The organism is Morganella sp. EGD-HP17, from assembly GCF_000512315.2.
Lineage (GTDB): Bacteria > Pseudomonadota > Gammaproteobacteria > Enterobacterales > Enterobacteriaceae > Morganella > Morganella morganii.
Genome location: NZ_AZRH01000001.1, coordinates 373,922 through 396,321 on the forward strand (window position 1 = coordinate 373,922; position 22,400 = coordinate 396,321).

Below are 22,400 nucleotides of genomic sequence, written 5' to 3' on the forward strand. Positions count from 1 at the left end.
TATGATTATTGATAGCGCGGCTTTTACGCCGGTCAGTGCGGCACTGGGCGGACTGATGATCGGCATTGCGGTTGCTGTACTGTTACTGTTTAACGGGCGGATTGCCGGGATCAGCGGGATCTTCGCCAATATGTTCACAAAGCAGAGCGGCTGGCGGATAGCGTTTATTGCCGGGCTGGCAGGGGCACCGTGGGTTTACAGGTTGTTTGCCGGTCAGCCGGATGTGGTGATCGCTGCGGATTATCCGCTGCTGATTGTGGCCGGTCTGCTGGTCGGTTTCGGCACGCGGCTGGGTAACGGCTGTACCAGCGGACACGGTATCTGCGGTATGGCGCGGTTATCAAAACGATCATTTGCTGCCGTGGCGGTGTTTATGGTCAGTGCTTTTCTGACTGTCTGGCTGATGAAATAAGGATACGCTATGCCTGTTATCACTGCATTAATCAGCGGGATTTTGTTCGGCCTCGGTTTGCTGGTGCCCGGGATGGGTAATCCGCAGAAAATTCTGGCGTTTCTGGATATTACCGGCAACTGGGATCCTTCTCTGCTGATCACCATGGCGGTGGCGATGGCAGTCAGTATGGTTGCCTTTATCGTGGCCAAAAAACGCAAAAAGACCGTATGCGGCACGCCGCTTGAATTACCGGCAAACAGTAAAATTGATAAACGGCTGCTGACCGGCGCACTGTTGTTTGGTATCGGCTGGGGGCTGGCGGGGATCTGCCCCGGACCAGGTATTGTGTTATCCGGGATGCTCAGCATTAAAGGACTGGTATTTACTGCGTCAATGATTGCCGGGATGGTGATTTTTGCACTGTATTCATCACGGCAGTGCAGTAAATCATAATGTATTTACGGATTCAGAACATAAAAAAACCGGCTGAAAAGCCGGTTTTTTGTGCCTGTTAATATAACAGGGAATTATTTCAGACCAGCGGCTTCGCGCAGCTGCTCTGCTTTGTCGGTTTTTTCCCACGGGAACTGAGGACGCCCGAAGTGACCGTATGCTGCGGTTTCCTGATAAATCGGGTGCAGCAGATCCAGCATCTGAATCAGACCGTACGGACGCAGGTCGAAGAACTCGCGCACCAGCAGCGTCAGTTGCTGGTTGGAGACTTTACCGGTACCGAAGGTTTCCACCATAATGGACGTCGGCTCTGCCACGCCAATTGCGTAGGAGACCTGGATTTCACAGCGGTCAGCAAGACCGGCAGCGACAATATTTTTTGCCACATAACGGGCCGCATAGGCTGCGGAACGGTCAACTTTTGACGGATCCTTACCGGAGAATGCGCCGCCGCCGTGACGTGCCATGCCGCCGTAGGTATCGACGATGATTTTACGGCCGGTCAGACCGCAGTCACCCATTGGTCCGCCGATAACAAAACGGCCGGTCGGGTTGATGAAATATTTGGTGGTCGGATCCAGCCACTCAACCGGCAGAACCGGTTTGATGATCTCTTCCATCACCGCTTCATGCAGATCTTTCTGTGAGATATCTTCAGAATGCTGGGTTGACAGCACAACCGCATCAATCCCGGCGATTTTGTTGTCATCGTAACGGAAGGTGATCTGGCTTTTCGCATCCGGACGCAGCCACGGCAGCGTACCGCTTTTACGTACCTGAGCCTGACGCTCGACCAGACGGTGAGCATAGGTGATTGGTGCCGGCATCAGCACGTCAGTTTCGTTTGAGGCATAACCAAACATCAGACCCTGGTCACCGGCACCCTGCTCAAGCGGGTCAGCGCGGTCAACGCCCTGGTTGATGTCGGCAGATTGTTTGCCGATAGCACTGATTACCGCACAGGAATCAGCATCGAAGCCCATGGATGAGCTGGTATAGCCAATCTCACGGACAGTACGGCGCGTGATTTCCTCAATATCAACCCATGCCCTGGTGGTGATTTCACCGCCGACCAGAACCATACCGGTTTTGACATAGGTTTCGCAGGCAACACGCGCTTTGGGATCTTGTTCTAAAATCGCATCAAGGACTGCATCCGAAATTTGGTCGGCAATTTTATCCGGGTGTCCTTCAGATACGGACTCAGAAGTGAAAAGATGTGTAGTCATTATTTTTCTCTACCTTAAGTGAAGTGAACTTTCGGTACATTGATGGATGTATTAACTTCTAGACGGCTATTCTAATGTATAATCGGCAGTGGTTCCAGAAATTTTATAGTGCCTCCGGTTTTTCCGCTGGTTTTTTTCACTTTTCAGAATGTGTTACGTGACTGTTTTTTATTTTTTACACTTATCCGTCATTTTGATTTTGCATTTTTGTGTCATAACCGGTATAAACTGCGGCCAGTAGCTGTGAATTTTTCTTCAGTTATAAACGGCAGAAACTCAGGTTTTCTGTATGATTCAGGCGGGGGTTACGGTGTGTAATCCTGTGTGGGGGTAAATGGGTTAATGAACCATTATCTGCTGCTTGTTGACGTTCAACAGCCACGTGCTTTACAGCATGTGTCCGCGTCTTTTTCTGTTCTCTCTTCCTCTCTGACTGACACGTGCTCTGCACGGTGTTTTCCGTATCCGTTACACTCAAACAGACCGGATAACGCAAGCAGGCGGGTCACTCTGCGGTAAGCCCGTAAATCTGTGTCCGGTTTTTGCCGGATGATGTAATCCATTTTGAATTTTTACTTGTCAACAGGACAGATTTATCCCACGGTGAAGGGGGATAGGCGTATGTCAGCCATACAGGTAAGTTTCACTCCAGAATCAGGAGATGACTAATGAATGATAATATCGCGCTGAAGATGCAGCAGACCTATAACATCGCGTACTGGGGCGGCAGCTATTACGGTGTGAATGACCTCGGTCATGTCACCGTCTGCCCGAATCCGGAGATGCCGCAGGCCGCCGTTGATCTGGCTGAGCTGGTTAATCGTGTGCAGAAAGAGCGGGAGCACATCCGTCTGCCTGCATTATTCTGCTTTCCGCAGATTTTGCAGCATCGTCTGCGTTCGATTAATGCCGCGTTCCGCCGTGCCCGCGAATCCTATGGTTACAAAGGTGATTATTTTCTGGTTTACCCGATTAAGGTCAACCAGCAGCGGCGCGTGATTGAAACCCTGGTCAATGCCGGGGAGCCGCTGGGACTGGAAGCCGGTTCCAAAGCAGAGCTGATGGCGGTACTGGCGCACGCCGGTATGACCCGCAGTGTGATCGTCTGCAACGGCTATAAAGACCGCGAGTATATCCGTCTTGCCCTGATGGGCGAGAAACTCGGTCACAAAGTGTATCTTGTGATTGAAAAAATGTCTGAAATCGCCGTGGTGCTTGAAGAAGCCAAAAATCTGGATGTGGTACCGCGCCTGGGCGTGCGGGCGCGTCTGGCGTCTCAGGGATCCGGTAAATGGCAGGCCAGCGGCGGCGAGAAATCCAAGTTCGGTCTGGCGGCCACCCAGGTACTGCAGCTGATTGATATGCTGCGTCAGGCTGACAGCCTGGAGAGCCTGCAGCTGCTGCATTTCCACCTCGGTTCGCAGATGGCGAATATCCGCGATATCGCGACCGGTGTCCGTGAATCCGCCCGTTTTTATGTTGAACTGCATCAGCTGGGTGTCAATATTCAGTGCTTTGATGTCGGCGGCGGCCTCGGGGTGGATTATGAAGGTACCCGTTCGCAGTCTGACTGCTCTGTGAACTACGGGCTGAATGAGTATGCCAATAATGTGATCTGGGCTATCGGCGATGCCTGTGAAGAGCACGGCCTGCTGCACCCGACAGTTATTACCGAATCCGGCCGAGCCCTGACGGCGCACCATACCGTACTGGTATCCAATGTGATCGGTGTTGAGCGCAACGAGTTCTCCCCGGTGGCGGCGCCTGCCGAAGACGCACCGCGTCCGGTTGCCAGCCTGTGGGAAACCTGGGAAGAGATGCAGAGCAAGGGCAATACCCGCTCTCTGCGCGAATGGCTGCACGACAGCCAGCTCGACCTGCATGATATTCACACCCAGTACGCGCAGGGCATGCTGTCCCTGACTGAACGCGCCTGGGCAGAAGGGCTGTATCTGAATATCTGCCGCCGTATCCAGCAGGATCTCGATCCGGGTAACCGCGCACACCGTCCGATTATCGATGAACTGCAGGAACGCATGGCGGATAAATTCTATGTGAATTTCTCGCTGTTCCAGTCACTGCCGGATGCGTGGGGGATTGATCAGCTGTTCCCGGTACTGCCGATTGAAGGGCTGGATAAGCCGCTGGATCGCCGCGCGGTGCTGCTGGATATCACCTGTGACTCCGACGGTATTATCGACCACTATGTGGATGGTGACGGGGTGGCGACCACCATGCCGATGCCATCTTATGACCCGGAAAATCCGCCGATGATGGGCTTTTTCATGATTGGTGCTTACCAGGAAATCCTCGGCAATATGCATAACCTGTTCGGCGATACCGCTGCACTGGATGTGTATGTCGGCGAAAACGGTCAGGTGCGCTATCTGGAAAGTGAAGAGGGCGATTCCGTGGCGGATATGCTTCAGTATGTGAAGCTGGATCCGAAAATTCTGCTCGAACGCTTCCGTGATCAGGTGAAAATCTCTGATCTGGATGAAGAGGAGCAAAAGGCCTTTACCGAAGAGTTCGAGAGCGGCCTGTACGGTTACACGTATTTAGAAGACGAATAGCTTAGAAGATGAATAATACCCGGCGGGATATTTATTACGTCCGGTTTTGTGTCAGTAAGACATTGATAAAGGAATCATTATGATTAACAGCACATTAGGCAATCAGACCGATAACTCACTGGTCTCTAATGCGTTTGGTTTTCTCCGCCTGCCGCTGAATTTCCAGCCGTACACCAGTGACGCTGACTGGGTGATCACCGGTGTTCCGTTTGATATGGCGACCTCCGGCCGCGCGGGTTCCCGTCACGGACCTGCAGCCATCCGTCAGATTTCAACCAATCTGGCCTGGGAAGGTAACCGCTGGCCGTGGACATTCGATATGCGCGAGCGCCTGAATGTGGTGGATTGCGGTGATCTGGTGTTCGCGTTCGGTGATGCACAGGACATGAGTGATAAGTTACAGGCACACACAGAAAAAGTGCTGGCGTCCGGTAAAAAATGTCTCTCTTTCGGGGGCGATCACTTTGTGACTCTGCCGCTGCTGCGCGCGCATGCCAAACATTTCGGTAAGATGGCGCTGGTGCATTTCGATGCTCATACCGACACTTACGGCAACGGCAGCAAATTTGACCACGGCACCATGTTCTATCACGCCCCGAATGAGGGACTGATTGACCCGGCGCATTCCGTGCAGATTGGTATCCGTACCGAGCATGAAACAGATAACGGTTTCACCGTGATTGATGCGGCGCAGGTCAATGACCGCACCGTGGATGATGTGATTGCTCAGGTGAAAACGATTGTCGGTGATATGCCGGTTTATCTGACCTTCGATATCGACTGTCTGGACCCGGCATTTGCCCCGGGCACCGGCACACCGGTTATCGGCGGGCTGACAACAGATCGTGCGCTGAAACTGCTGCGCGGCCTTCAGCCGCTGAATATCGTTGGCATGGATCTGGTGGAAGTGGCACCGGCGTATGATCAGTCCGATATTACGGCACTGGCCGGCGCAACCATCGCACTGGAAATGCTCTATCTCCAGGCCGCGAAGAAAGGCTGAAACCGGTTTCACCACCGTTAAAACAAAAGACCCGCAGTGCGGGTCTTTTTGCATTTCAGCGGGATTATTTTTTCTTCGCGTATTTCAGTGAATCCAGCGCGACGGCAAAAATAATGATGCTGCCCTTGATAATGTACTGCCAGTACGGGTTGATGCCGATATAGGTCAGGCCGTAGTTTATCAGGGTAAAAATCAGCACCCCGGTCACCACGCCCAGCACAGTCCCGACCCCGCCGGAGAAGGATACGCCGCCCACCACGCAGGCCGCGATGGCATCCAGCTCATACATAAAGCCGAGGTTGTTGGTCGCACTGCCGATACGTCCGGCTTCCAGCAACCCGCCGAAGGCATAGAACACGCCGGATAAGGCATAAATCATAATCAGGTTCAGGCCGACATTCACGCCGGACACTTTAGCCGCTTCCGGGTTACCGCCGATGGCAAAGATATTTTTACCAAAGCGGGTTTTATTCCACAGGATCCAGACAAAAAAGACGGCTATCGCGGCATAGAACGTAATATATGACAGCTTAAAATCACCGAAACGGATAAATCCCTGGGCAAATTCAGAGAATTTCGGATCAAACCCCGCCACCGGAGAAGCACCGACAGAGTCGTAATACAGGGAGTTGATACCGTAGACAATGATCATGGTACCGAGTGTGGTAATAAACGGCGTGACATTGAGATAGGCAATAATCAGGCCGTTAACCAGACCGATAACCGCACCGACCGCGCACACCAGCAGGATCACCATCGGGATAGACCAGGTTTCCATCTGCGGGAAAACTTTGTTCACGTTTTCCATAGATTGCAGCAATGTTGCCGCAATCACCGCCGCCAGCCCGACCTGACGGCCGGCGGATAAATCCGTACCCTGGGTGACAATCAGCCCTGCGACACCCAGCGCGATAATAATCCGCACCGAGGATTGGGTGAGGATATTACTCAGGTTCATCAGGCTGAGGAATGTCGGGTCCTGAATGATAATGATCGCCAGTAAGACCAGCAGAACCACATAAATCCCCCCGTCCTTCAGATAGGACAGGAAGCTTTTTTTATTTAATGCTGCGCTCATTGTTAATATCCTTAAAGGTGAAGGGAGGCGAGACGTAAAATCTCACTCTGCGAAGTGTCACGGGTGTTGACGATACCGGCGACCTCACCGTTGCTCATCACCAGAATCCGGTCTGTGATCCCCAGCAGTTCCGGCATTTCGGAGGAAACGATAATGATCCCTTTTCCTTTTTTGGCCAGTTCAGTAATTAGCTGATAAATTTCAAATTTTGCCCCGACATCAATACCCCGTGTCGGTTCATCCAGCATTAACACTTCCGGTTGTGTCAGCAGCCAGCGGCCGATAATCACCTTCTGCTGATTCCCGCCGGATAGCGAGCCTATCTGGGTGTGATGGCCGGGGGTTTTCACCCGCATGGCATCAATTACCCACTGGGTATCACTTTTCATTTTGCTGTTATCCAGCAGACCCAGTTTATTTTTATATTTGCCCATGTTTGAAATCAGCGAGTTAAAGCTGATATTCAGCCAGGCATAGATTCCCGTGGCGCGGCGCTCTTCGGTGACCAGTGCGAAACCGTGATTAATGGCTTCATTCGCACTGTTGTTCTTAATGGTTTTCCCTCTCAGTGTGATGGTGCCGGAGGATTTCTCGCGGATCCCGAACAGGGTTTCGAGAATATCCGTCCGTTTTGCACCGACCAGACCGGCGATACCGAGGATTTCCCCCTGATGCAGATCGAAACTGATATCGCGGATAGACGGCTGGCGCAGAGACGTCAGGTTTCTGACTTCCAGCATGACATCCCCCGGTGTGCTCTGTTTTTCCGGGAAACGCTGGCTGAGTGTGCGCCCGACCATGGCGGCAATAATGTTATCCATCGTCAGCCCTTCGAGGGGCTGTGTGGAGATCCACTGGCCGTCACGCAGAATGGTTATCTCATCACAGAGACGGAAAATTTCTTCCATTTTGTGGGAGATATAGACGATGCCGCAGCCGCGATCTTTCAGCTTGCGGATAATGGTAAACAGATGATTGACTTCTTTTTCGGTCAGGGAGGAGGTCGGCTCATCCATGATCACAATTTTGGCGTTATAGGAAAACGCCTTGGCGATTTCGATCATCTGCATTTGCGAGACGGACAGATTGCGGACTTTTTCCCGCGGATCGATATCGATATCCAGCTCATCAAAGATGGCCTGGGTGTCTTTCAGCATCTTGTTCTGATCGACAAAAAACCCTTTGGCGGGATACCGTCCCAGCCACATGTTGTCCATCACCGAGCGCTGAAGCACCAGGTTCAGCTCCTGATGCACCATGGACACGCCGTGTTCCAGTGCCTCTTTTGAGCCTTTAAAATCGATTTCCTGTCCCTGAAACAGGATGCTGCCGCTGTCTTTTTTATAAATCCCGAAAAGGCATTTTAATAATGTGGATTTACCGGCACCGTTTTCGCCCATCAGGGCATGAACGGAGTGCGGTCGTACCCGTAAATTGACATTATCGAGTGCCTTAACGCCGGGAAATGACTTATTGATATGCATCATTTCCAGCAGATATTCGCCTGAGCTGTCGGCCATACATACACCTGGCTAATGTTATCGTTCCGGACACGCCCGCAGCACGGATGCTGCGGGCGGAAAGAATCACTGCTTATTTTATAAACTGTGACAGGTTCTCTTTATCCACGCCGACATACGGCACACGGATAACATTGTTCTCAATTTTGTAGTTTGTGCCTTCCGCTGCCGGTTTGCCTTCCGCCAGGTTTTTGGTGATAGCCATGGTGGCTTTCGCCTGGTTTTCCGCGTCATTCAGCACCGTACCGGCCATTGCCCCGGATTTCACCATTGAGAGGGCTTCCGGCAGCGCATCCACACCAAAGACCAGGATATTGGTTTTGTTGTGTGCTTTCAGGGCTTCAACCGCGCCCATTGCCATCGCGTCATTGTTGGCAATGACCACTTCGATTTTGTCTGCATTCGGGCCGGAGAGCCATGCATCCATTTTATCTTTGGCCTGTGCGGTATCCCACATTGCGGTATCGAGCTGAAGCTGCTCTGTCGGGATGCCTTTCTCATTCAGGGTTTTGACCGAATAGGTGGTACGGGCTTCCGCATCCGGATGACCCGGCTCACCTTTGATCAGCACATACTGAATTTTACCGTCTTTGTTCAGATCCCACGCCGGGTTGGCTGCCCAGTGTTTGGCAATCAGCTCACCCTGGATAACCCCGGATTCTTTGGAGTCGGTACCGACAAACCAGGCTTTGTCGTAACTGTCGAGGGCTTTGCGCGAAGGCTCTTTATTGAAGAATACGACCGGAATATCACTGGATTTTGCTTTGTCGATGATCACAGGGGCGGCGGCAGGGTCAACCAGGTTGATCGCCAGTGCTTTAACGCCCTTGGCCAGCAGCACATCAATCTGATCATTCTGTTTGGACTGGTCGTTTTGTGAATCATTCATCAGAAGGGTGATTTCCGGTGAATTTTTTGCATCTTTTTCAAGGGCTTTACGGACGATAGACATAAAGTTGTCATCGTATTTGTAGATGGTCACACCAATACGGGTATCAGCCTGTGCCTGTGCCGCAGCACCAAACAGCATGGCGGCGGCAACGCCTGCCAGGACAAAATGCTTCTTCATTCTCTGCCTCCGGGTCGGGGGATAGGGTACAGTTTTTATTTATGACGCCACCTGTTATTCAGAGGAAAGGCAGGGGCGGTGTTTATCATTCTTCCGGCAAATGATAATAATAATTTATAAATAAAACGGCATGCCGGTAAGAAGATGGCAGAACCTGGGACATGACGATAACGTCAGGAAACGCCCGGATCATAAAATGAGAGTTGTTATCCGTCTGTGAATAGACTCACAGATTGAAAACGTTTACATGGAGAAATATCACCGGTAGGCAGAAGAGTGACGGATAACCAGGGTCGGCATAAACACATGGGACTCCGGCGGCGGCAAGGTTCCGGCGGCGCCCGCTAAGGCAAGTTCTGTCGCCAGCATGGCCATGGAGACCACCGGGTAGCGTACTGTGGTCAGCTTCGGAGTGGTGAAACGGGCGGCGGGAATATCATCAAAGCCGATCAGGGAAAACTGCTGCGGCACGCGGATACCGTTTTCATTCAGTACCGACATAGCGCCGGCCGCCATGGCATCGTTATAGGCAAACACAGCGGAGAGTGCCTGATTACGGCTCAGCAGCTCTATCATGGCGGCCTCACCGCCGTCAGAATCCGGCGAACCGGCGGCATACCAGGCTGCACCAGTTGTCAGTCCGGCGGCTTTCATGGCACGGGTATAACCCTGATAACGCAGGGTATTATCTTCTATCTCATGGGTGGAGCCGAGATAACCAATGCGCTGATGCCCCTGAGAGATCAGCAGACGGGTCGCCATTTCCCCGCCGGACAGGTTATCCAGCCCGACACAGCGGTGCTCAAAACCGGGAATAACGCGGTTAATAACGGTCATGCCGGGCACCTGACGGAGAAAATCACTCAGTTCCGCGTCACTGAGCGCTTTGGAATGCACCACCAGGGCGTTGCAGCGCTGGCGGATCAGTACTTCAATGGCATGACGCTCCTGCTCTGCCTGATGGTAGCCGTTGCCGATCAGCACATGCTTGCTGTGCTGCTGGGCGACTGTGTCCACCGCTTTGACCAGCGCGCCGAAAAACGGGTCGGCCACATCCATCACCACCACGCCGAGAATATCACTGCTCTGGCTGGCCAGTGCCTGTGCATTGGCGTTTGGCCGGTAATCCAGCTCAGTCACGGCGTTCATCACCAGTTCCCGGGTCTCTGAGCGGGTGGCCGCCGTATTGTTCAGCACACGGGATACCGTGGCAACGGAGACACCGGCGCGTTTTGCAACATCACGGATAGTTACGGGGTGTATAGATGTCATCAGAAATTACAGGTCAGAGGTAATGAAACATGTTGCCATCTTAACCCGGAGTGCGTGATGACCGTGTGATTCATCTCACAGCAAAAGAAAGCGTTTACATTGATTTTTTCGGATTATCCGCCTGTAACGGTAAGCTGAATCCCTTCACCAGAGTCTGTAACAGCGTTTTGGGTTACATTCACTGAAATTATTAATATATAAATGATACTGATTGTTTTGTTTCCGGCGGGTGGGTTATGCAGGACAGGGAATGTTACGGAATGAGACTCCGATGAATTTTGTTACAGCGATGTGTTGTCACATGGCAGGACAGTTGCTCATTATGTGCTTACCGGCTTGCAACCCGGGTAAAAACGCGTATGTTTTTAAATGAGTATTAATATCATAACGAAATACCTCACTCATAAGGAGCACATCATGGCACTAACGGGTAAAGTGGTTCTGGTTACCGGCGCTGCACAGGGGATTGGTCGTGGTATTGCACTGCGCTTAGCCAAAGAAGGGGCGGATATCGCGCTGGTGGATCTGAAAGAAGAAGGGCTGGCGAAAGTCAAAAAAGAAGTGGAAGCCCTGGGCCGCAAAGCGGCGGTATTCACCGCAGATATCAGTCAGCGCGATCAGGTTTTTGCGGTTGTTGATAAAGCAGAACAAGCATTGGGCGGTTTTGATGTTATCGTCAATAACGCCGGTATTGCACAGGTTAAAGCCATTGAAGATGTGCTGCCGGAGGATATGGATCGTATTTTCCGCATTAACGTCGATGGCACGATGTGGGGAATTCAGGCCGCAGCGGCCAAATTCAAAGCACGCGGACAGAAAGGGAAAATCATTAACGCCTCATCCATTGCCGGACATGATGGTTTTGCCTTACTCGGCGTCTATTCCGCCACTAAATTTGCGGTCCGTGCACTGACACAGGCGGCGGCCAAAGAATTTGCCAGCAGCGGGATCACCGTGAATGCTTACTGTCCGGGGATTGTCGGCACGGATATGTGGGTGGAAATTGATGAGCGTTTCTCTGAAATCACCGGCGCGCCGAAAGGGGAAACTTACAAAAAATATGTCGATGGTATCGCGCTGGGCCGCGCCCAGACGCCGGATGACGTGGCGGCACTGGTTGCCTTCCTGGCAAGCGACGACTCGGATTACATCACCGGCCAGGCGATTCTGACCGACGGCGGGATTGTTTACCGCTAAATTATTGCGTTTATATTCACAGACATCCGCCGCATGCTGAATGCGGCGGATTTTTTTATGTATACTGATCCGCAGGATAACGCTGCGGGTGACAGGCATGAAATACGATCTGAATGACCTCTATTATTTTGTGAAAGTGGTGGAATACGGTGGATTTTCCCCGGCGGGCGAAGCGCTGGGCATTCCGAAATCCCGGCTCAGCCGCCGTATTGCTGATCTGGAACAGAAACTGAATATTTCATTGATCTACCGCTCCACCCGGCAGTTTCATGTCACTGAGATCGGCCGGACCTTCTACCAGCAGTGTAAAAATGTGATTGATGAGGCGGAGATCGCCGAAGAGATTATCTGCTCGGTACAGGGGCATCCGCGCGGCAGCGTGAAGTTTTCCTGTCCGGTCGCGCTGTTACAGGCTTATCTTCAGGATCTGCTGACAGATTTTATGGTGAAATACCCCGATATTGATGTGCAGATCCTGGCAGTTAACCGTCCGGTGGATGTGATCAGCGAAGGGTTTGATCTCGCACTGCGGGTGCGCTCCCTCCCGTTGGATGATTCCGGGCTGACCATGAAAGTGCTGGGCTATTCGCGGCGTATCCTGGTTGCTTCACCGCTGTTATTTACCGGAAAAGCGGCACCTCAGCATCCGGACGAACTGACAGAATTCCCGATCCTCGCCAACAGCGAACAAAAACAAAACTACACGCTGACACTGACCGGCGAAGACGGCAGCAGCATCACCAAACACCTCACAGCACGCCTCGCCACCACTGATGTCATGACACTGCACCGCGCGGCATGCAAAGGGCTGGGCATTGCCCGTCTGCCGGAAGGTGTGGTTCTCAATGATTTGACTGCCGGACGGCTTGTCCGTGTTCTGCCGGGCTGGCAGTTCCCGCAGGATGTGATCCACGCGGTTTTCCCGTCCCGCAAAGGGCTGTTACCTGCGGTGCAGGCACTGCTGAATTATCTGGCGGAACGTGTGCCGCAGACGGCGGCGTTTTCGGGGACGGGGGAATAGTGAGGCAAATAATCATTCTATTCGCCTCAGTTAGTGAGTAGAATAGCGATGTTATTCTACTCATCGGAGGCAGTATGTGGATATGGGAGCATCATAGCTGGCCCGGATTTACGTATGATTTACCGCAGTTATTGCCGCTGCTGCGGGAGGCTGCTTTTCTTCAGGGTGATTTATACGGCAGTAATAAAGCGCTTGAGCTTGCTGAAGATAAGACACTGGATACGATTCTGGCAAATATTATCTACTCAAGTGATATTGAGGGGGAAAAACCGGATGCCCGTTCTGTCAGATCATCACTGGCTAATCACCTTGGTATTTCTGAGGAGGTCTCTTATCCGGCGGACAAACGTACGGAAGGTCTGGTGGAGTCAGCGCTGGATGCAATCAATAATCCCGGTGAACCGCTTTCTGCGGCTCGCCTTCTGAAATGGCATACCTGGTTATTCCCCGAAAATGACACCCTTTTTAACCGGACAACCGGCGGGTGTTTCCGTTCCGGGGCTGTTCAGGTGGTATCCGGCAGGCTGGATAAACCGGTCATTCATTTTGAGGCCCCTCCGGCGGAACGGGTGGAGTCAGAAATAAACGCATTTATCGCCTGGTTTAATGAAAGCAGAGATAACGCCGGTATTGACCCCGTTTTACGGGCAGGCATTGCCCATTTGTGGTTTCTGACTATTCATCCTTTTGAAGACGGGAATGGCCGGATTGGGCGTCTTATTATGGATCTGGCACTGGCTCAGGCAGAAAACAGCACTGTGCGGTTGTATGCAATGTCACAGACCATCAATGAGCACCGCAAAGAATATTATAATGTGCTGGAGCAGACACAACGGCAGGGAACGGACATTACGCCGTGGCTGGAGTGGTTTGTGAAAATGCTGGTTGTGTCTGTCGGCGCAACGCTGGCGCAAATCAGGCGGACACTGGAAAAAAACAGATACTGGCACCGGTTTGATCAGAACCGGCTGAAACCTGAGCAGGCTAAAGTACTGAACCGGATGCTGGACGGTGATTTTGCTGACGGTATTAATAACCGGCAGTATATGTCAGTAGCAAAAGTCAGCCGCGCCAGTGCAACACGGCATCTGGCTGACTTGGTTGAGTCCGGTTATCTGACGGAAAGTGAAAGTGGCGGGCGCAGCAGCCGCTATTGTCTGAATAAGGGATAATAAGAGAATGAGGCAAATAACCACGCTATTCGCCTCATTTTGTGAGGCAAATAGCGGTCGTATTTGCCTCATCGGTCTTACTCAGCGGGGATATGTCCGAAACGGCCGCTGTTGAAATCCTCAATGGCTTCGCGGATTTCCTGCTCGCTGTTCATCACAAACGGGCCGTAACCGACAACCGGCTCATCAATCGGCTCGCCGCTGAGGAACAGGACAACCGCATCTTCGGTGGCTTCCAGCAGAATGGTGCTGTCAGTGCTGTCAGTGCCGTCCAGGATCATCAGCTCGCCGGTGTGCAGTGGTGCGCGGCTGTCGACATAAATACTGCCGTGCAGAACGATCAGTCCGGCGTTGCGGCTGGCTTTTGCCGCCAGTCCGGTGACTTTTCCGGCTTTCAGGCGCAGATCCCACACATCCATTTCCGTGAAGGTCCGGGCCGGACCGCGTGCTCCGGCATATTCTCCGGCGATCACCCGTAATGTCCCGGCGTCATTCGGCAGTGCCACTGCCGGAATGGCGTTATTTTCCAGTAACTGATAACCCGGTGCGGCGGATTTTGCGGAAGCAGGCAGATTCACCCACAACTGCACCATATCCAGCGTGCCGCCTTCCCGCATAAAGCGGTCAGAATGGTATTCCTGATGCAGAATACCGGATGCGGCAGTCATCCACTGCACATCACCTTTACCGATCACGCCGCCCTGACCGGTGGAGTCATGGTGAGCCACCTCGCCGTCATAGACGATAGTTACGGTTTCAAAGCCGCGGTGCGGGTGCTCACCAACTCCCCGGTTGGCGCCTTCTGATGGCGGGAAATCCGCCGGACCGGCGCGGTCGAGCAGGATAAACGGATTCAGATGTTTGCCGTGATTGCTGTAGGAAAACATCTGGCTGACCGGAAATCCGTCGCCGACCCAATGGCCTTTCGGTGCGCGGTAGGTGCCGATAATGTTTCTCATGATGTCTCTCCTGATAATTATGTATAAACAGATAATAAGGGCGCGAACTATCAAGGAGTAGTCATGAAAACGGGTTTCACTGTTGCAGAAACAGAACAGTCAGCCCCGGGTTATCCGGTGTGTAATGATTCCCGGCACCACTGAGCCAGCCGGGCGATCGCATCCTCCACGTCCTTATCACAGCCGAACCCGGCGTTGAGCCGGAAACAGCGGTCATAGCGGTTGTCGGTGGCAAAGATATGGCCCGGCGCAATGCCGATCCCCTCCGCCCGTGCATTGAGAAACAGCTCCCGCACATTCAGGCTGCCTTCCGGCATGGTGACCCACAGAACATAACCGCCTTCCGGTTCGGTCACGGTGGTGCCCGGCGGAAATTCCCGCAGCACAACACGGCGGATGTTCTGCACCTGTGCCGCCAGTTCACGGCGCAGGCGGCGCAGATGAGCATCATAGCCACCGTTGCTCAGCAGTTCGCTGATAGCTGCCTGCGGCAGGACCTGAGAGCCCATCGAGGAGGTGTATTTGAGGGAGGTGATTTTGCGCATGTAATGCTGACTGTGAACCCAGCCGATACGCACGCCGGGTGCGATGGTTTTGGAAAATCCGCTGCACAGAATGACATTGTGACTGAATGCCCGCATCGGGAACGGGCGCTGCCCGCCGAATGCGGCATCACCGAAAGTATCATCCTCAATAATGATCACACCGTTTTCATCCGCCTGACGGGTTATCTCCGCTTTGACTTCATCCGGAATCGTTTTGCCCAGCGGATTATTGACGTTGGCGAGTGTCACAAAAGCTTTTACCGCTTTGCGGCGGAACAGGGCGGTGAGTTTATCGCAATCGACATAACCGTTTTCACAGGCATCCACTTCGGTCAGCCGCAGATTGAGATTACGCAGCATCTGCAACAGTACAAAGTAACAGGGGGATTCCACTGCCACCGCATCCCCGGGGCTGAGCGTGGCGCGCAGTGCCAGTGATAAGGCTTCAATACAGCCGTTGGTGATAAGCAGGGTTTCCGGTGTGATATGGCAACCGTAACTGACTGCACGGCGGGCAATTTCCTCTTTCAGCGGTGCATAGCCGGTGCCTTTGACCGAATCCCCCAGCAGGAACGGCTTGCTGTAACTGAGCTGACGCATGATAAGACTCAGTTTTCTGACCGGATAGAGTTCCCGCCGCCCGTTAGCCAGATCGAGCCGGACACGGCACTCTTCGCCGACCATCGACATATGCAGTTCCGTCTGTTCATCCAGCGGGGCAAAATCGGCGGTGTGTGTCTCTGTACTGCGGCTTTCCGCAGCGGCAGGCTGAACCGGGGCGACAAAAAAGCCGGATTTCGGCCGCGCCACCGCAACATGCTCATCTTCCAGCGTGCGCAGCACTTTCAGGGCGGTGGTCAGGCTGACATTGTACTGTGCGGCCAGAACACGGACGGACGGCAGACGGCTGTCCGGCGGTAAAACGCCCTCGCGGACAGCCTGTTTTATCTGATCGGCCATCTGCCGGTAGCGCGGAAGCTGTACCATCTGTTCTGCCTCATTCTTACGGGTTCTGTGTGTTTCTGTAAGAGTACGTTGAGAGTAAATTATGACGCAAGAGTTTCTCCGGCTGACTGTGAGGTTTATATGACAACATTTGACAAAATCACCCGTTTACTGGATTCACGGGCGGTTTCCTTTGAGGTGATCGAACATCCGGCGGAAGGCCGTTCTGATGCGATAAGTAAAATCAGGGGAAATAAACTGAGCCAGGCGGCGAAAGCGATGGTCTTACAGGTTACCGGCAGCACACCGGACATCCGCTATGTGCTGGCGATTGTGCCGGGAGACTGCAAAGTCAATTTTAAAAATGCCGCGAAACTGGCGGGCGGGAAGAAAGCCTCATTTGCCGCGCCGGAAACGGCACAGGCACTGACCGGCTGCCCGATGGGTGCGGTCCCGCCGTTCAGCTTTAATGACGAACTGACGCTGTATGTTGATAAGCGTCTGACCGGTGCCGGACGGGTATTTTTTAATGCCGGTGAACTGGTGAGATCGGTGTCTCTGGCAGCGGATGACTATTTCAGTGTGATCGGTCATGATCGCATTGCGGATATTGCGGTACCTCCCGCCGCAGAATAACAATGATAACGGAGAATAACGATGGAATATTGTGTTGCTGAACTGACGGATATGGATCAGGTAAAAGCCTTATTAAAACGTTATCATCTGACCACCATCAGTGATGAAGACAAGCCGGACGGTTTTGTCACCACACAGATGAGTGATGAACAGATGACGGATCTGATTGAAAACGAGCAGGGATTATTTGTCGCCAAACAGGACGGAAAGGTGGTGGCGTTTGTGATGGCGGCATCCTGGCAGTACTGGTCACCGTGGCCGCTGTTTGCCCATATGATTGATAAACTGGGTGATTATGAGTTTGCCGGTCAGACGCTGACCACAGAGAACTCGTATCAGTACGGCCCGGTCTGTATTGATGCATCACTGCGCGGGCAGGGCGTGCTGGAAGGGCTGTTTGCTTTTGCGCTGGAAAAAATGTCGCAGCGGTTTGATATCCTGGTGACCTTTATCAACAAGGTGAACCCGCGCTCTTATGCCGCCCACACCCGTAAGCTCGGGCTGACGGTGCTGGATGAGTTCGGATTCAATAATAACCATTATTACTGGCTGGTCTGCGAAACCCGCTGAATAATCCGGAAAAATAAGAAACCCGCCGCAGCCGCTGAATAGTCAGGGCTGTGGCGGGTTTTTCAGAAATGATTATACTAATTCTTTAACGTCGAAGTTAACTTCACTGCTTAAATCAGCATCATAATCAACGCCATCGAGACCAAAGCCGAATAAACGGAGGAACTCCGCTTTATAGCCCTGATAGTCGGTTAAATCGTTGATATTATCATCTGTCAGCTGCTGCCAGATTTCACGGCAGGTGTTCTGCACATCATCGCGTAATTCCCAGTCATCCAGGCGCAGACGCTGTTTTTCATCGGTTTCCGGCGCAGAACCGTTAAACAGTTTAGTAGCAAATAAGCGCTGAGTCTGTTCAATACAACCTTCGTGAATGCCTTTCTCTTTCATGATCTTAAACACGATAGAGATATATAACGGCATAACAGGAATAGCGGAAGAGGCCTGAGTCACGACAGATTTCAGAACGGCAACATACGCCGCGCCGCCTTTGGCCTGCAGTTTCTGATTGATCGCTGCTGCTGCGCGATCCAAATCTTCTTTTGCTTTGCCCAGCGTACCGTGCCAGTAAATCGGCCATGTTAAATCGGTACCGATATAGGAGTAGGCAACAGACTGTGCATTATCCGCCAGAACACCGGCTTCCTCTAATGCATTCATCCACAGTTCCCAGTCCTGGCCGCCCATGACTTTAACGGTGTCTGCGATTTCCTGCTCATTGGCCGGTTCAACAACGGCTTCGATCAGCACGTCTTTGTTGGTATCGAGCGCGACAGATTTGTACGGTTCGCCGATAGGTTTCAGGGCGGAACGGACAATTTCACCGGTTTCCGGCATTTTGCGGACCGGAGATGCCAGAGAATAAACAACCAGATCGATCTGACCCAGATCCTGTTTAATTAAATCAATAACGTTCTGACGGCATTCATCAGAGAAGGCATCACCGTTAATGCTTTTTGCATACAGGCCTTCTTCTTTGGCGGCTTTATCAAAAGCGGCTGCGTTGTACCAGCCGGCAGAACCGGTTTTGTTTTCACTGCCCGGCTTTTCAAAAAATACACCGATAGTCGCTGCACCGCTGCCGAAAGCGGCATTGATACGGGAAGCCAGACCGTAACCGGTGGATGCACCAATCACCAGAACCTTTTTAGGCCCGTTTTTCAGTTCGCCGCAGGATTTCACACGGGCGATTTGCTCACGAACATGGGCTTCACAGCCCGCCGGGTGAGCGGTAGTGCAGATAAAACCACGAATTTTAGGTTTGATAATCATAGTTATTTTTTCTTGGTAGCCAACAATCAGGGGGTAATATACCTGATCTTCTCAGTTTACTTAAGACAATGCAGCGATAAACCCGCAGAGCAGACCAGTTAATTCCCGCTTTGTTATCCGGAATGCGGTGTATTTTATTATTGTGACGGACTGATCCATTTTCTGCCGGATAGCCTCCGGTATTTCCGCTATGATAGCCGTCATCATAACGGACAACCCGTCAGCGGAGTTACTGTGGCATTTGACATTTTCCGGAATATCCTGCATTACGGCTGCCATTTTCTGGTGCCGGTTCTGTTTGCCCGGCTGTTCTGGCGGCAGCACTGGAAAGCGGCGGCGATGATTATGATTGCCACTATGGTGATGGATGCGGATCACCTGCTGGCAGATCCTGTCTTTGACCCGGACAGATGCAGTGTCGGTTTTCATCCGCTGCATACTGTGTGGGCGGCGATTGTGTATCTTATTCTGCTGCTGATCCCGTCATGGAAAGTACGGGCGGTGGCGGTCGGCTGCCTGTTCCATCTGTTTACCGACGGGATGGATTGTTACATGGGTAGTCTGAAGCAGGGCACGGAATATGCGGCGGTGCAGGCATTAAAAAACCCGCCGGGGGCGGGTTTTTGTGCGGCTGAGATCATCAGAACGGATTTTTCAGTGCAGGGACCGGGACTTCCGCTCCCGGTAAACTGACTGCCGGGGCTTTGATATCAAGCGTTGGCGCGGAGGTTCCCGGAACGGAGATGCCCACTTCCGGGGCCGTGATTGACGGTGCGTCAACATCCACAGACGGCATGGCGGATTCCGCCGCTGACGTTATCTCTTTTTTCACGGATGACATCCGGCTGTTTTCAGCCTGCGGGCGTGCCGGAGGCACTTTCCCGTTACGATCAGAGGAAACCGGTGTGCTTTGTTGTCCCTGCGGGGCGGTTTGTCCGCTCTGTCCCCCGGCGACCAGTTGTGCATCCGGTCTGCGCATCTGACCGTTATCCGGCCTGAACTGTTCCGCACCGGTCTCTTTATTCACCATTGTGCCGTCAGACGGTGCACCGGAAACCATCCCGGGTCACTGTGCGGCTGCCGTTGCGCGACACTTTCGCGGCTCAGCAGGTACGGCTTACAGTGCCTTAATCTATTAGTGTTATCCGAAGCGTGACAGGGATAGAAATAAAAAGCCCGGCGAAGGTGCGCCGGGCAGGAATATGAACATAAAATGTTTATTCGGATAAACTGTCTTTCATTACTTTTTGGAAAGTTTCCCATCCGCAATAGCCGTTTTTATCAACCGGACAGTTTTTCAGTTCCAGTGTGACTTTTTGCGGCGGAGTTTTTAAAGAAAGATAACTGTTATTCCGCAGCTGATCAGATGACTGGTAAATATAATCAATCTTCACATAGGATTTATTATCCGCTTTATTTGTCCAGCGCTGGAACACTAATTTGCCGCCGATTGGCGTATGTTCATACTGTTCCGGCAACTGATACGGTTTAAATTCCAGGGCGGAGAGCAGGGAGGCAATATTGGAATCATGCCCGGCCAGGAAGGTAAATTTCGCTTCACTGCCCGGCGCAGCGGCGGCAAAGTGCTGATTAATATAGTTCAGCAGCGGATGTGCCACGTTTTTCGCGATAATACGCGGGGTGAAAAGAGATTCCTGATAGCCGTTTTTCAGGGTATTCAGCGCAGTCCACTGCTCCGGCGTGGTGACTTCGCCCCAGGCGACCTGGTCTGCCGGGAAACCTTCATAATATTGCAGGTCGATGGCATCCACCGCAGAGTTTGCCATTTTCAGCGGGCCTTTCACGCCCGGCTCTTTGCCGGCTTCAATAATAAAGCTGTTTTTGCCGTCGGCCAGTGAACAGAGTTTGTTGGTTTTGCACTGTTCTGAGTCTTTGATATTCAGCACCTTATTCAGTGCCTGATAACCCGGTGTCAGATCCAGCCCTTTATAATGACTCTCCATTGCAGCGAGGGCAGTCTGTTTAAACTCTGCGCTGTCATTGGTGATGATCGGGTTAAACACCGGATCCATGGTGCCGATTTCCGGCTGGTGGTTCACGGTGACGGTACAGCCCGGGAAAGCACCGGCGGTAAAGAACTGCGCGGTGGCAATCGTGCGCTGAAGGCTGTTGGCGTAGACATTCAGCTCTTTTTCACCGGTCGGGCACAGGGTGTCCGGCAGCAGTTTGTTCTCATCCAGCCACTCGCGGAAATAGTGGCCCATATAGACTTCCAGTGCGCCGCCTTTGGTGGTCAGATAACCGCTCTGCGCATCCCACGCAGGCCAGGTTTTATCGGTGATTTCGGTCAGAATACCGGTATTCACAATCGGCGTGCGCAGGTTGTGGCGGCTCATCACCAGAACCTGTTCCAGTGTCATATCAGCGGAGGATGTATCAGCAAAAGCGGGCAGGGCGGGAGTCAGTAATGCGGCTGCAAGTGAAAGCGTCAGTAAGGTTTTTTTCATCCGGAACACTCCTGTTGTCATTATTTTCGAACCGATATTAATGACTGAAGCGATTCATATTTACCGGGAGCAAACTCCCAAAACAGTGATCAGCACCGGAAATAGCGCTTAAGTAAAGGTGCGGTGAAATTTTTCTTCAGATAAAAGCCTCTGGGCAGTGTTTGTATCGGTTGTCCGTGCGGACCGATAGCTTCTGTGAGTGCCCGGCTGTTGGCCGCTTTCGGGCGGATCTGCATCACCTGACCATGACGGGCGGTGATCTGCTCCACTTTCCCCAGCACAATCATATCCATCAGCTCTTCCCAGTCCGCCCGCAGCAGACGTTCTTCCTCCTCCGACGGTGACCACAGCAGCGGTGAACCGACACGGCGCTCTGCCAGCGGGATATGACGCGCACCTTCCACCGGCACCCACAGCACGCGGGAGAGCTTATGACGCACATGACAATCCGCCCAGGTAACGCCGCTGTTGCCGGTCAGCGGGGCGACACAGACAAAGGTGGTTTCCAGCGGCATGCCGGATTCATCCACCGGAATGGTTTTCAGCTCTACCCCGAGGTGAGCAAAATCCTGCTCTGCCTTACTGCCTGCATCTGCGCCCAGCCAGTATTCCAGCAGCATGCCGACCCAGCCTTTATCGCGGCGCAGATCCGGCGGCACCGGTATACCGGCACAGTCCGCCAGCTCACCGAAAGTGGCACCGGCAAGGGATTGGGCGCGGCTGAGCAGCTCAGATTCGCTGGCCGGGGGTAACGGCGGCTGAAAAAGTTGAGTCATGTTATGTGCTTAAAAGTTGAACAGTGTTATCAGGTAAAATAATACATAGGCATGAATGAAAAATAAATATTATCTAATTTATTGATATATAGCTATTAATTTTCGCCACCGCAACAAGTACAGAAGGTTGTGCACCAGCATCCTCAGACAATAAACAGGATCTTACACTGAGTTATCCACAGCTTTATGGGATAAGTGAAAAACAGCCTCACTACTGGTTTGATTTACAGGCTTGACTTCCGCCTGTT

21 protein-coding genes are annotated in these 22,400 nt (G+C 52.5%); 10 read left to right on the top strand and 11 right to left on the bottom strand.

Annotated features, from left to right (window positions below):
- The first annotated feature begins 1 nt into the window (after nt 1).
- A complete protein-coding gene (locus X965_RS01650; protein ID WP_036415514.1) occupies nt 2-412 on the top strand; it encodes a YeeE/YedE family protein in 411 nt (136 codons plus the stop codon).
- Between the two features lie 9 nt (nt 413-421).
- Entirely contained in the window at nt 422-847 is a 426-nt protein-coding gene (locus X965_RS01655; protein ID WP_036416754.1) for a DUF6691 family protein, read from the top strand.
- A 74-nt stretch (nt 848-921) separates the two neighbouring features.
- Here the strand turns inward: X965_RS01655 and metK are convergent, their stop codons facing one another.
- Entirely contained in the window at nt 922-2,076 is a 1,155-nt protein-coding gene (metK, locus tag X965_RS01660) for a methionine adenosyltransferase (protein WP_004237769.1), read from the bottom strand.
- A 668-nt stretch (nt 2,077-2,744) separates the two neighbouring features.
- On the opposite strand from metK, the gene speA reads away from it, so the two are divergent.
- Entirely contained in the window at nt 2,745-4,649 is a 1,905-nt protein-coding gene (gene speA, locus X965_RS01675; RefSeq protein ID WP_036416759.1) for a biosynthetic arginine decarboxylase, read from the top strand.
- A 79-nt stretch (nt 4,650-4,728) separates the two neighbouring features.
- Entirely contained in the window at nt 4,729-5,652 is a 924-nt protein-coding gene (gene speB, locus X965_RS01680; protein WP_036416762.1) for an agmatinase, read from the top strand.
- Between the two features lie 64 nt (nt 5,653-5,716).
- Here speB and mglC read toward each other — a convergent pair whose 3' ends face one another.
- From mglC to galS, 4 genes are all read right to left on the bottom strand, one after another.
- Nucleotides 5,717-6,730, bottom strand: a complete 1,014-nt coding sequence (mglC, locus tag X965_RS01685; protein WP_004237773.1) for a galactose/methyl galactoside ABC transporter permease MglC — start codon at nt 6,728-6,730, stop codon at nt 5,717-5,719.
- An 11-nt stretch (nt 6,731-6,741) separates the two neighbouring features.
- Nucleotides 6,742-8,250 (bottom strand): galactose/methyl galactoside ABC transporter ATP-binding protein MglA, encoded by a 1,509-nt coding sequence (gene mglA / locus X965_RS01690; RefSeq protein ID WP_004237775.1) that lies wholly within the window; start codon nt 8,248-8,250, stop codon nt 6,742-6,744.
- Between the two features lie 73 nt (nt 8,251-8,323).
- Entirely contained in the window at nt 8,324-9,319 is a 996-nt protein-coding gene (mglB, locus tag X965_RS01695; protein WP_036416764.1) for a galactose/glucose ABC transporter substrate-binding protein MglB, read from the bottom strand.
- Nucleotides 9,320-9,577: 258 nt separating this feature from the next.
- Nucleotides 9,578-10,591: an HTH-type transcriptional regulator GalS gene (galS, locus tag X965_RS01700; RefSeq protein WP_032098325.1), complete on the bottom strand. Its 1,014-nt coding sequence runs from the start codon at nt 10,589-10,591 to the stop codon at nt 9,578-9,580.
- Nucleotides 10,592-11,008: 417 nt separating this feature from the next.
- On the opposite strand from galS, the gene X965_RS01705 reads away from it, so the two are divergent.
- The 3 genes from X965_RS01705 to X965_RS01715 all read left to right on the top strand — a co-directional run bounded on the left by X965_RS01705 (nt 11,009) and on the right by X965_RS01715 (nt 13,981).
- Nucleotides 11,009-11,788 carry an acetoin reductase gene (locus X965_RS01705; RefSeq protein WP_004237779.1) on the top strand — a complete coding sequence of 260 codons (780 nt, stop codon included), beginning with the start codon at nt 11,009-11,011 and terminating at the stop codon, nt 11,786-11,788.
- A gap of 97 nt (nt 11,789-11,885) precedes the next feature.
- A complete protein-coding gene (locus X965_RS01710; protein ID WP_036416766.1) occupies nt 11,886-12,809 on the top strand; it encodes a LysR substrate-binding domain-containing protein in 924 nt (307 codons plus the stop codon).
- Between the two features lie 74 nt (nt 12,810-12,883).
- Complete coding sequence (locus X965_RS01715) at nt 12,884-13,981, top strand: Fic family protein (protein WP_004237781.1); 1,098 nt, start codon at nt 12,884-12,886, stop codon at nt 13,979-13,981.
- Between the two features lie 77 nt (nt 13,982-14,058).
- On the opposite strand, the gene X965_RS01720 is transcribed toward X965_RS01715, so the two are convergent.
- Nucleotides 14,059-14,940 carry a pirin family protein gene (locus X965_RS01720; protein WP_036416767.1) on the bottom strand — a complete coding sequence of 294 codons (882 nt, stop codon included), beginning with the start codon at nt 14,938-14,940 and terminating at the stop codon, nt 14,059-14,061.
- A 110-nt stretch (nt 14,941-15,050) separates the two neighbouring features.
- Nucleotides 15,051-16,472, bottom strand: a complete 1,422-nt coding sequence (locus X965_RS01725; RefSeq protein ID WP_004237783.1) for a PLP-dependent aminotransferase family protein — start codon at nt 16,470-16,472, stop codon at nt 15,051-15,053.
- 99 nt (nt 16,473-16,571) lie between these two features.
- Here X965_RS01725 and X965_RS01730 point away from each other — a divergent pair, with 99 nt between their 5' ends.
- On the top strand, nt 16,572-17,066 hold the full coding sequence (locus tag X965_RS01730) for a YbaK/EbsC family protein (RefSeq protein ID WP_004237785.1): 495 nt from the start codon (nt 16,572-16,574) through the stop codon (nt 17,064-17,066).
- A gap of 21 nt (nt 17,067-17,087) precedes the next feature.
- A complete protein-coding gene (locus tag X965_RS01735; RefSeq protein WP_004237786.1) occupies nt 17,088-17,636 on the top strand; it encodes a GNAT family N-acetyltransferase in 549 nt (182 codons plus the stop codon).
- Between the two features lie 72 nt (nt 17,637-17,708).
- On the opposite strand, the gene fabV is transcribed toward X965_RS01735, so the two are convergent.
- Complete coding sequence (gene fabV, locus X965_RS01740; protein ID WP_036416769.1) at nt 17,709-18,908, bottom strand: enoyl-ACP reductase FabV; 1,200 nt, start codon at nt 18,906-18,908, stop codon at nt 17,709-17,711.
- Between the two features lie 234 nt (nt 18,909-19,142).
- On the opposite strand from fabV, the gene X965_RS01750 reads away from it, so the two are divergent.
- Nucleotides 19,143-19,601, top strand: a complete 459-nt coding sequence (locus X965_RS01750; protein ID WP_004242057.1) for a DUF6122 family protein — start codon at nt 19,143-19,145, stop codon at nt 19,599-19,601.
- Here the strand turns inward: X965_RS01750 and X965_RS01755 are convergent.
- The 3 genes from X965_RS01755 to mutH form a co-directional block, all read right to left on the bottom strand.
- Nucleotides 19,549-19,968, bottom strand: a complete 420-nt coding sequence (locus X965_RS01755; RefSeq protein ID WP_036416772.1) for a hypothetical protein — start codon at nt 19,966-19,968, stop codon at nt 19,549-19,551. The genes X965_RS01750 and X965_RS01755 overlap by 53 nt on opposite strands.
- A gap of 157 nt (nt 19,969-20,125) precedes the next feature.
- A complete protein-coding gene (gene agp, locus X965_RS01760) occupies nt 20,126-21,376 on the bottom strand; it encodes a bifunctional glucose-1-phosphatase/inositol phosphatase (RefSeq protein WP_015422921.1) in 1,251 nt (416 codons plus the stop codon).
- A gap of 89 nt (nt 21,377-21,465) precedes the next feature.
- Complete coding sequence (gene mutH / locus X965_RS01765) at nt 21,466-22,152, bottom strand: DNA mismatch repair endonuclease MutH (RefSeq protein ID WP_036416775.1); 687 nt, start codon at nt 22,150-22,152, stop codon at nt 21,466-21,468.
- Nucleotides 22,153-22,400: the final 248 nt, after the last annotated feature.

What these genes read in the sequence shown, in the direction of transcription:
- speB (WP_036416762.1), top strand. Translation starts at nt 4,729, where the DNA reads ATGATTAACAGCACATTAGGCAATCAGACCGATAACTCACTGGTCTCT.
- X965_RS01725 (WP_004237783.1), bottom strand. Translation starts at nt 16,472, where the DNA reads ATGGTACAGCTTCCGCGCTACCGGCAGATGGCCGATCAGATAAAACAG.
- X965_RS01710 (WP_036416766.1), top strand. Translation starts at nt 11,886, where the DNA reads ATGAAATACGATCTGAATGACCTCTATTATTTTGTGAAAGTGGTGGAA.
- fabV (WP_036416769.1), bottom strand. Translation starts at nt 18,908, where the DNA reads ATGATTATCAAACCTAAAATTCGTGGTTTTATCTGCACTACCGCTCAC.
- X965_RS01650 (WP_036415514.1), top strand. Translation starts at nt 2, where the DNA reads ATGATTATTGATAGCGCGGCTTTTACGCCGGTCAGTGCGGCACTGGGC.
- mglC (WP_004237773.1), bottom strand. Translation starts at nt 6,730, where the DNA reads ATGAGCGCAGCATTAAATAAAAAAAGCTTCCTGTCCTATCTGAAGGAC.
- galS (WP_032098325.1), bottom strand. Translation starts at nt 10,591, where the DNA reads ATGACATCTATACACCCCGTAACTATCCGTGATGTTGCAAAACGCGCC.
- X965_RS01755 (WP_036416772.1), bottom strand. Translation starts at nt 19,968, where the DNA reads ATGGTTTCCGGTGCACCGTCTGACGGCACAATGGTGAATAAAGAGACC.
- metK (WP_004237769.1), bottom strand. Translation starts at nt 2,076, where the DNA reads ATGACTACACATCTTTTCACTTCTGAGTCCGTATCTGAAGGACACCCG.
- X965_RS01720 (WP_036416767.1), bottom strand. Translation starts at nt 14,940, where the DNA reads ATGAGAAACATTATCGGCACCTACCGCGCACCGAAAGGCCATTGGGTC.
- X965_RS01730 (WP_004237785.1), top strand. Translation starts at nt 16,572, where the DNA reads ATGACAACATTTGACAAAATCACCCGTTTACTGGATTCACGGGCGGTT.
- mglA (WP_004237775.1), bottom strand. Translation starts at nt 8,250, where the DNA reads ATGGCCGACAGCTCAGGCGAATATCTGCTGGAAATGATGCATATCAAT.
- mglB (WP_036416764.1), bottom strand. Translation starts at nt 9,319, where the DNA reads ATGAAGAAGCATTTTGTCCTGGCAGGCGTTGCCGCCGCCATGCTGTTT.
- X965_RS01705 (WP_004237779.1), top strand. Translation starts at nt 11,009, where the DNA reads ATGGCACTAACGGGTAAAGTGGTTCTGGTTACCGGCGCTGCACAGGGG.
- speA (WP_036416759.1), top strand. Translation starts at nt 2,745, where the DNA reads ATGAATGATAATATCGCGCTGAAGATGCAGCAGACCTATAACATCGCG.
- mutH (WP_036416775.1), bottom strand. Translation starts at nt 22,152, where the DNA reads ATGACTCAACTTTTTCAGCCGCCGTTACCCCCGGCCAGCGAATCTGAG.
- X965_RS01735 (WP_004237786.1), top strand. Translation starts at nt 17,088, where the DNA reads ATGGAATATTGTGTTGCTGAACTGACGGATATGGATCAGGTAAAAGCC.
- agp (WP_015422921.1), bottom strand. Translation starts at nt 21,376, where the DNA reads ATGAAAAAAACCTTACTGACGCTTTCACTTGCAGCCGCATTACTGACT.
- X965_RS01655 (WP_036416754.1), top strand. Translation starts at nt 422, where the DNA reads ATGCCTGTTATCACTGCATTAATCAGCGGGATTTTGTTCGGCCTCGGT.
- X965_RS01715 (WP_004237781.1), top strand. Translation starts at nt 12,884, where the DNA reads ATGTGGATATGGGAGCATCATAGCTGGCCCGGATTTACGTATGATTTA.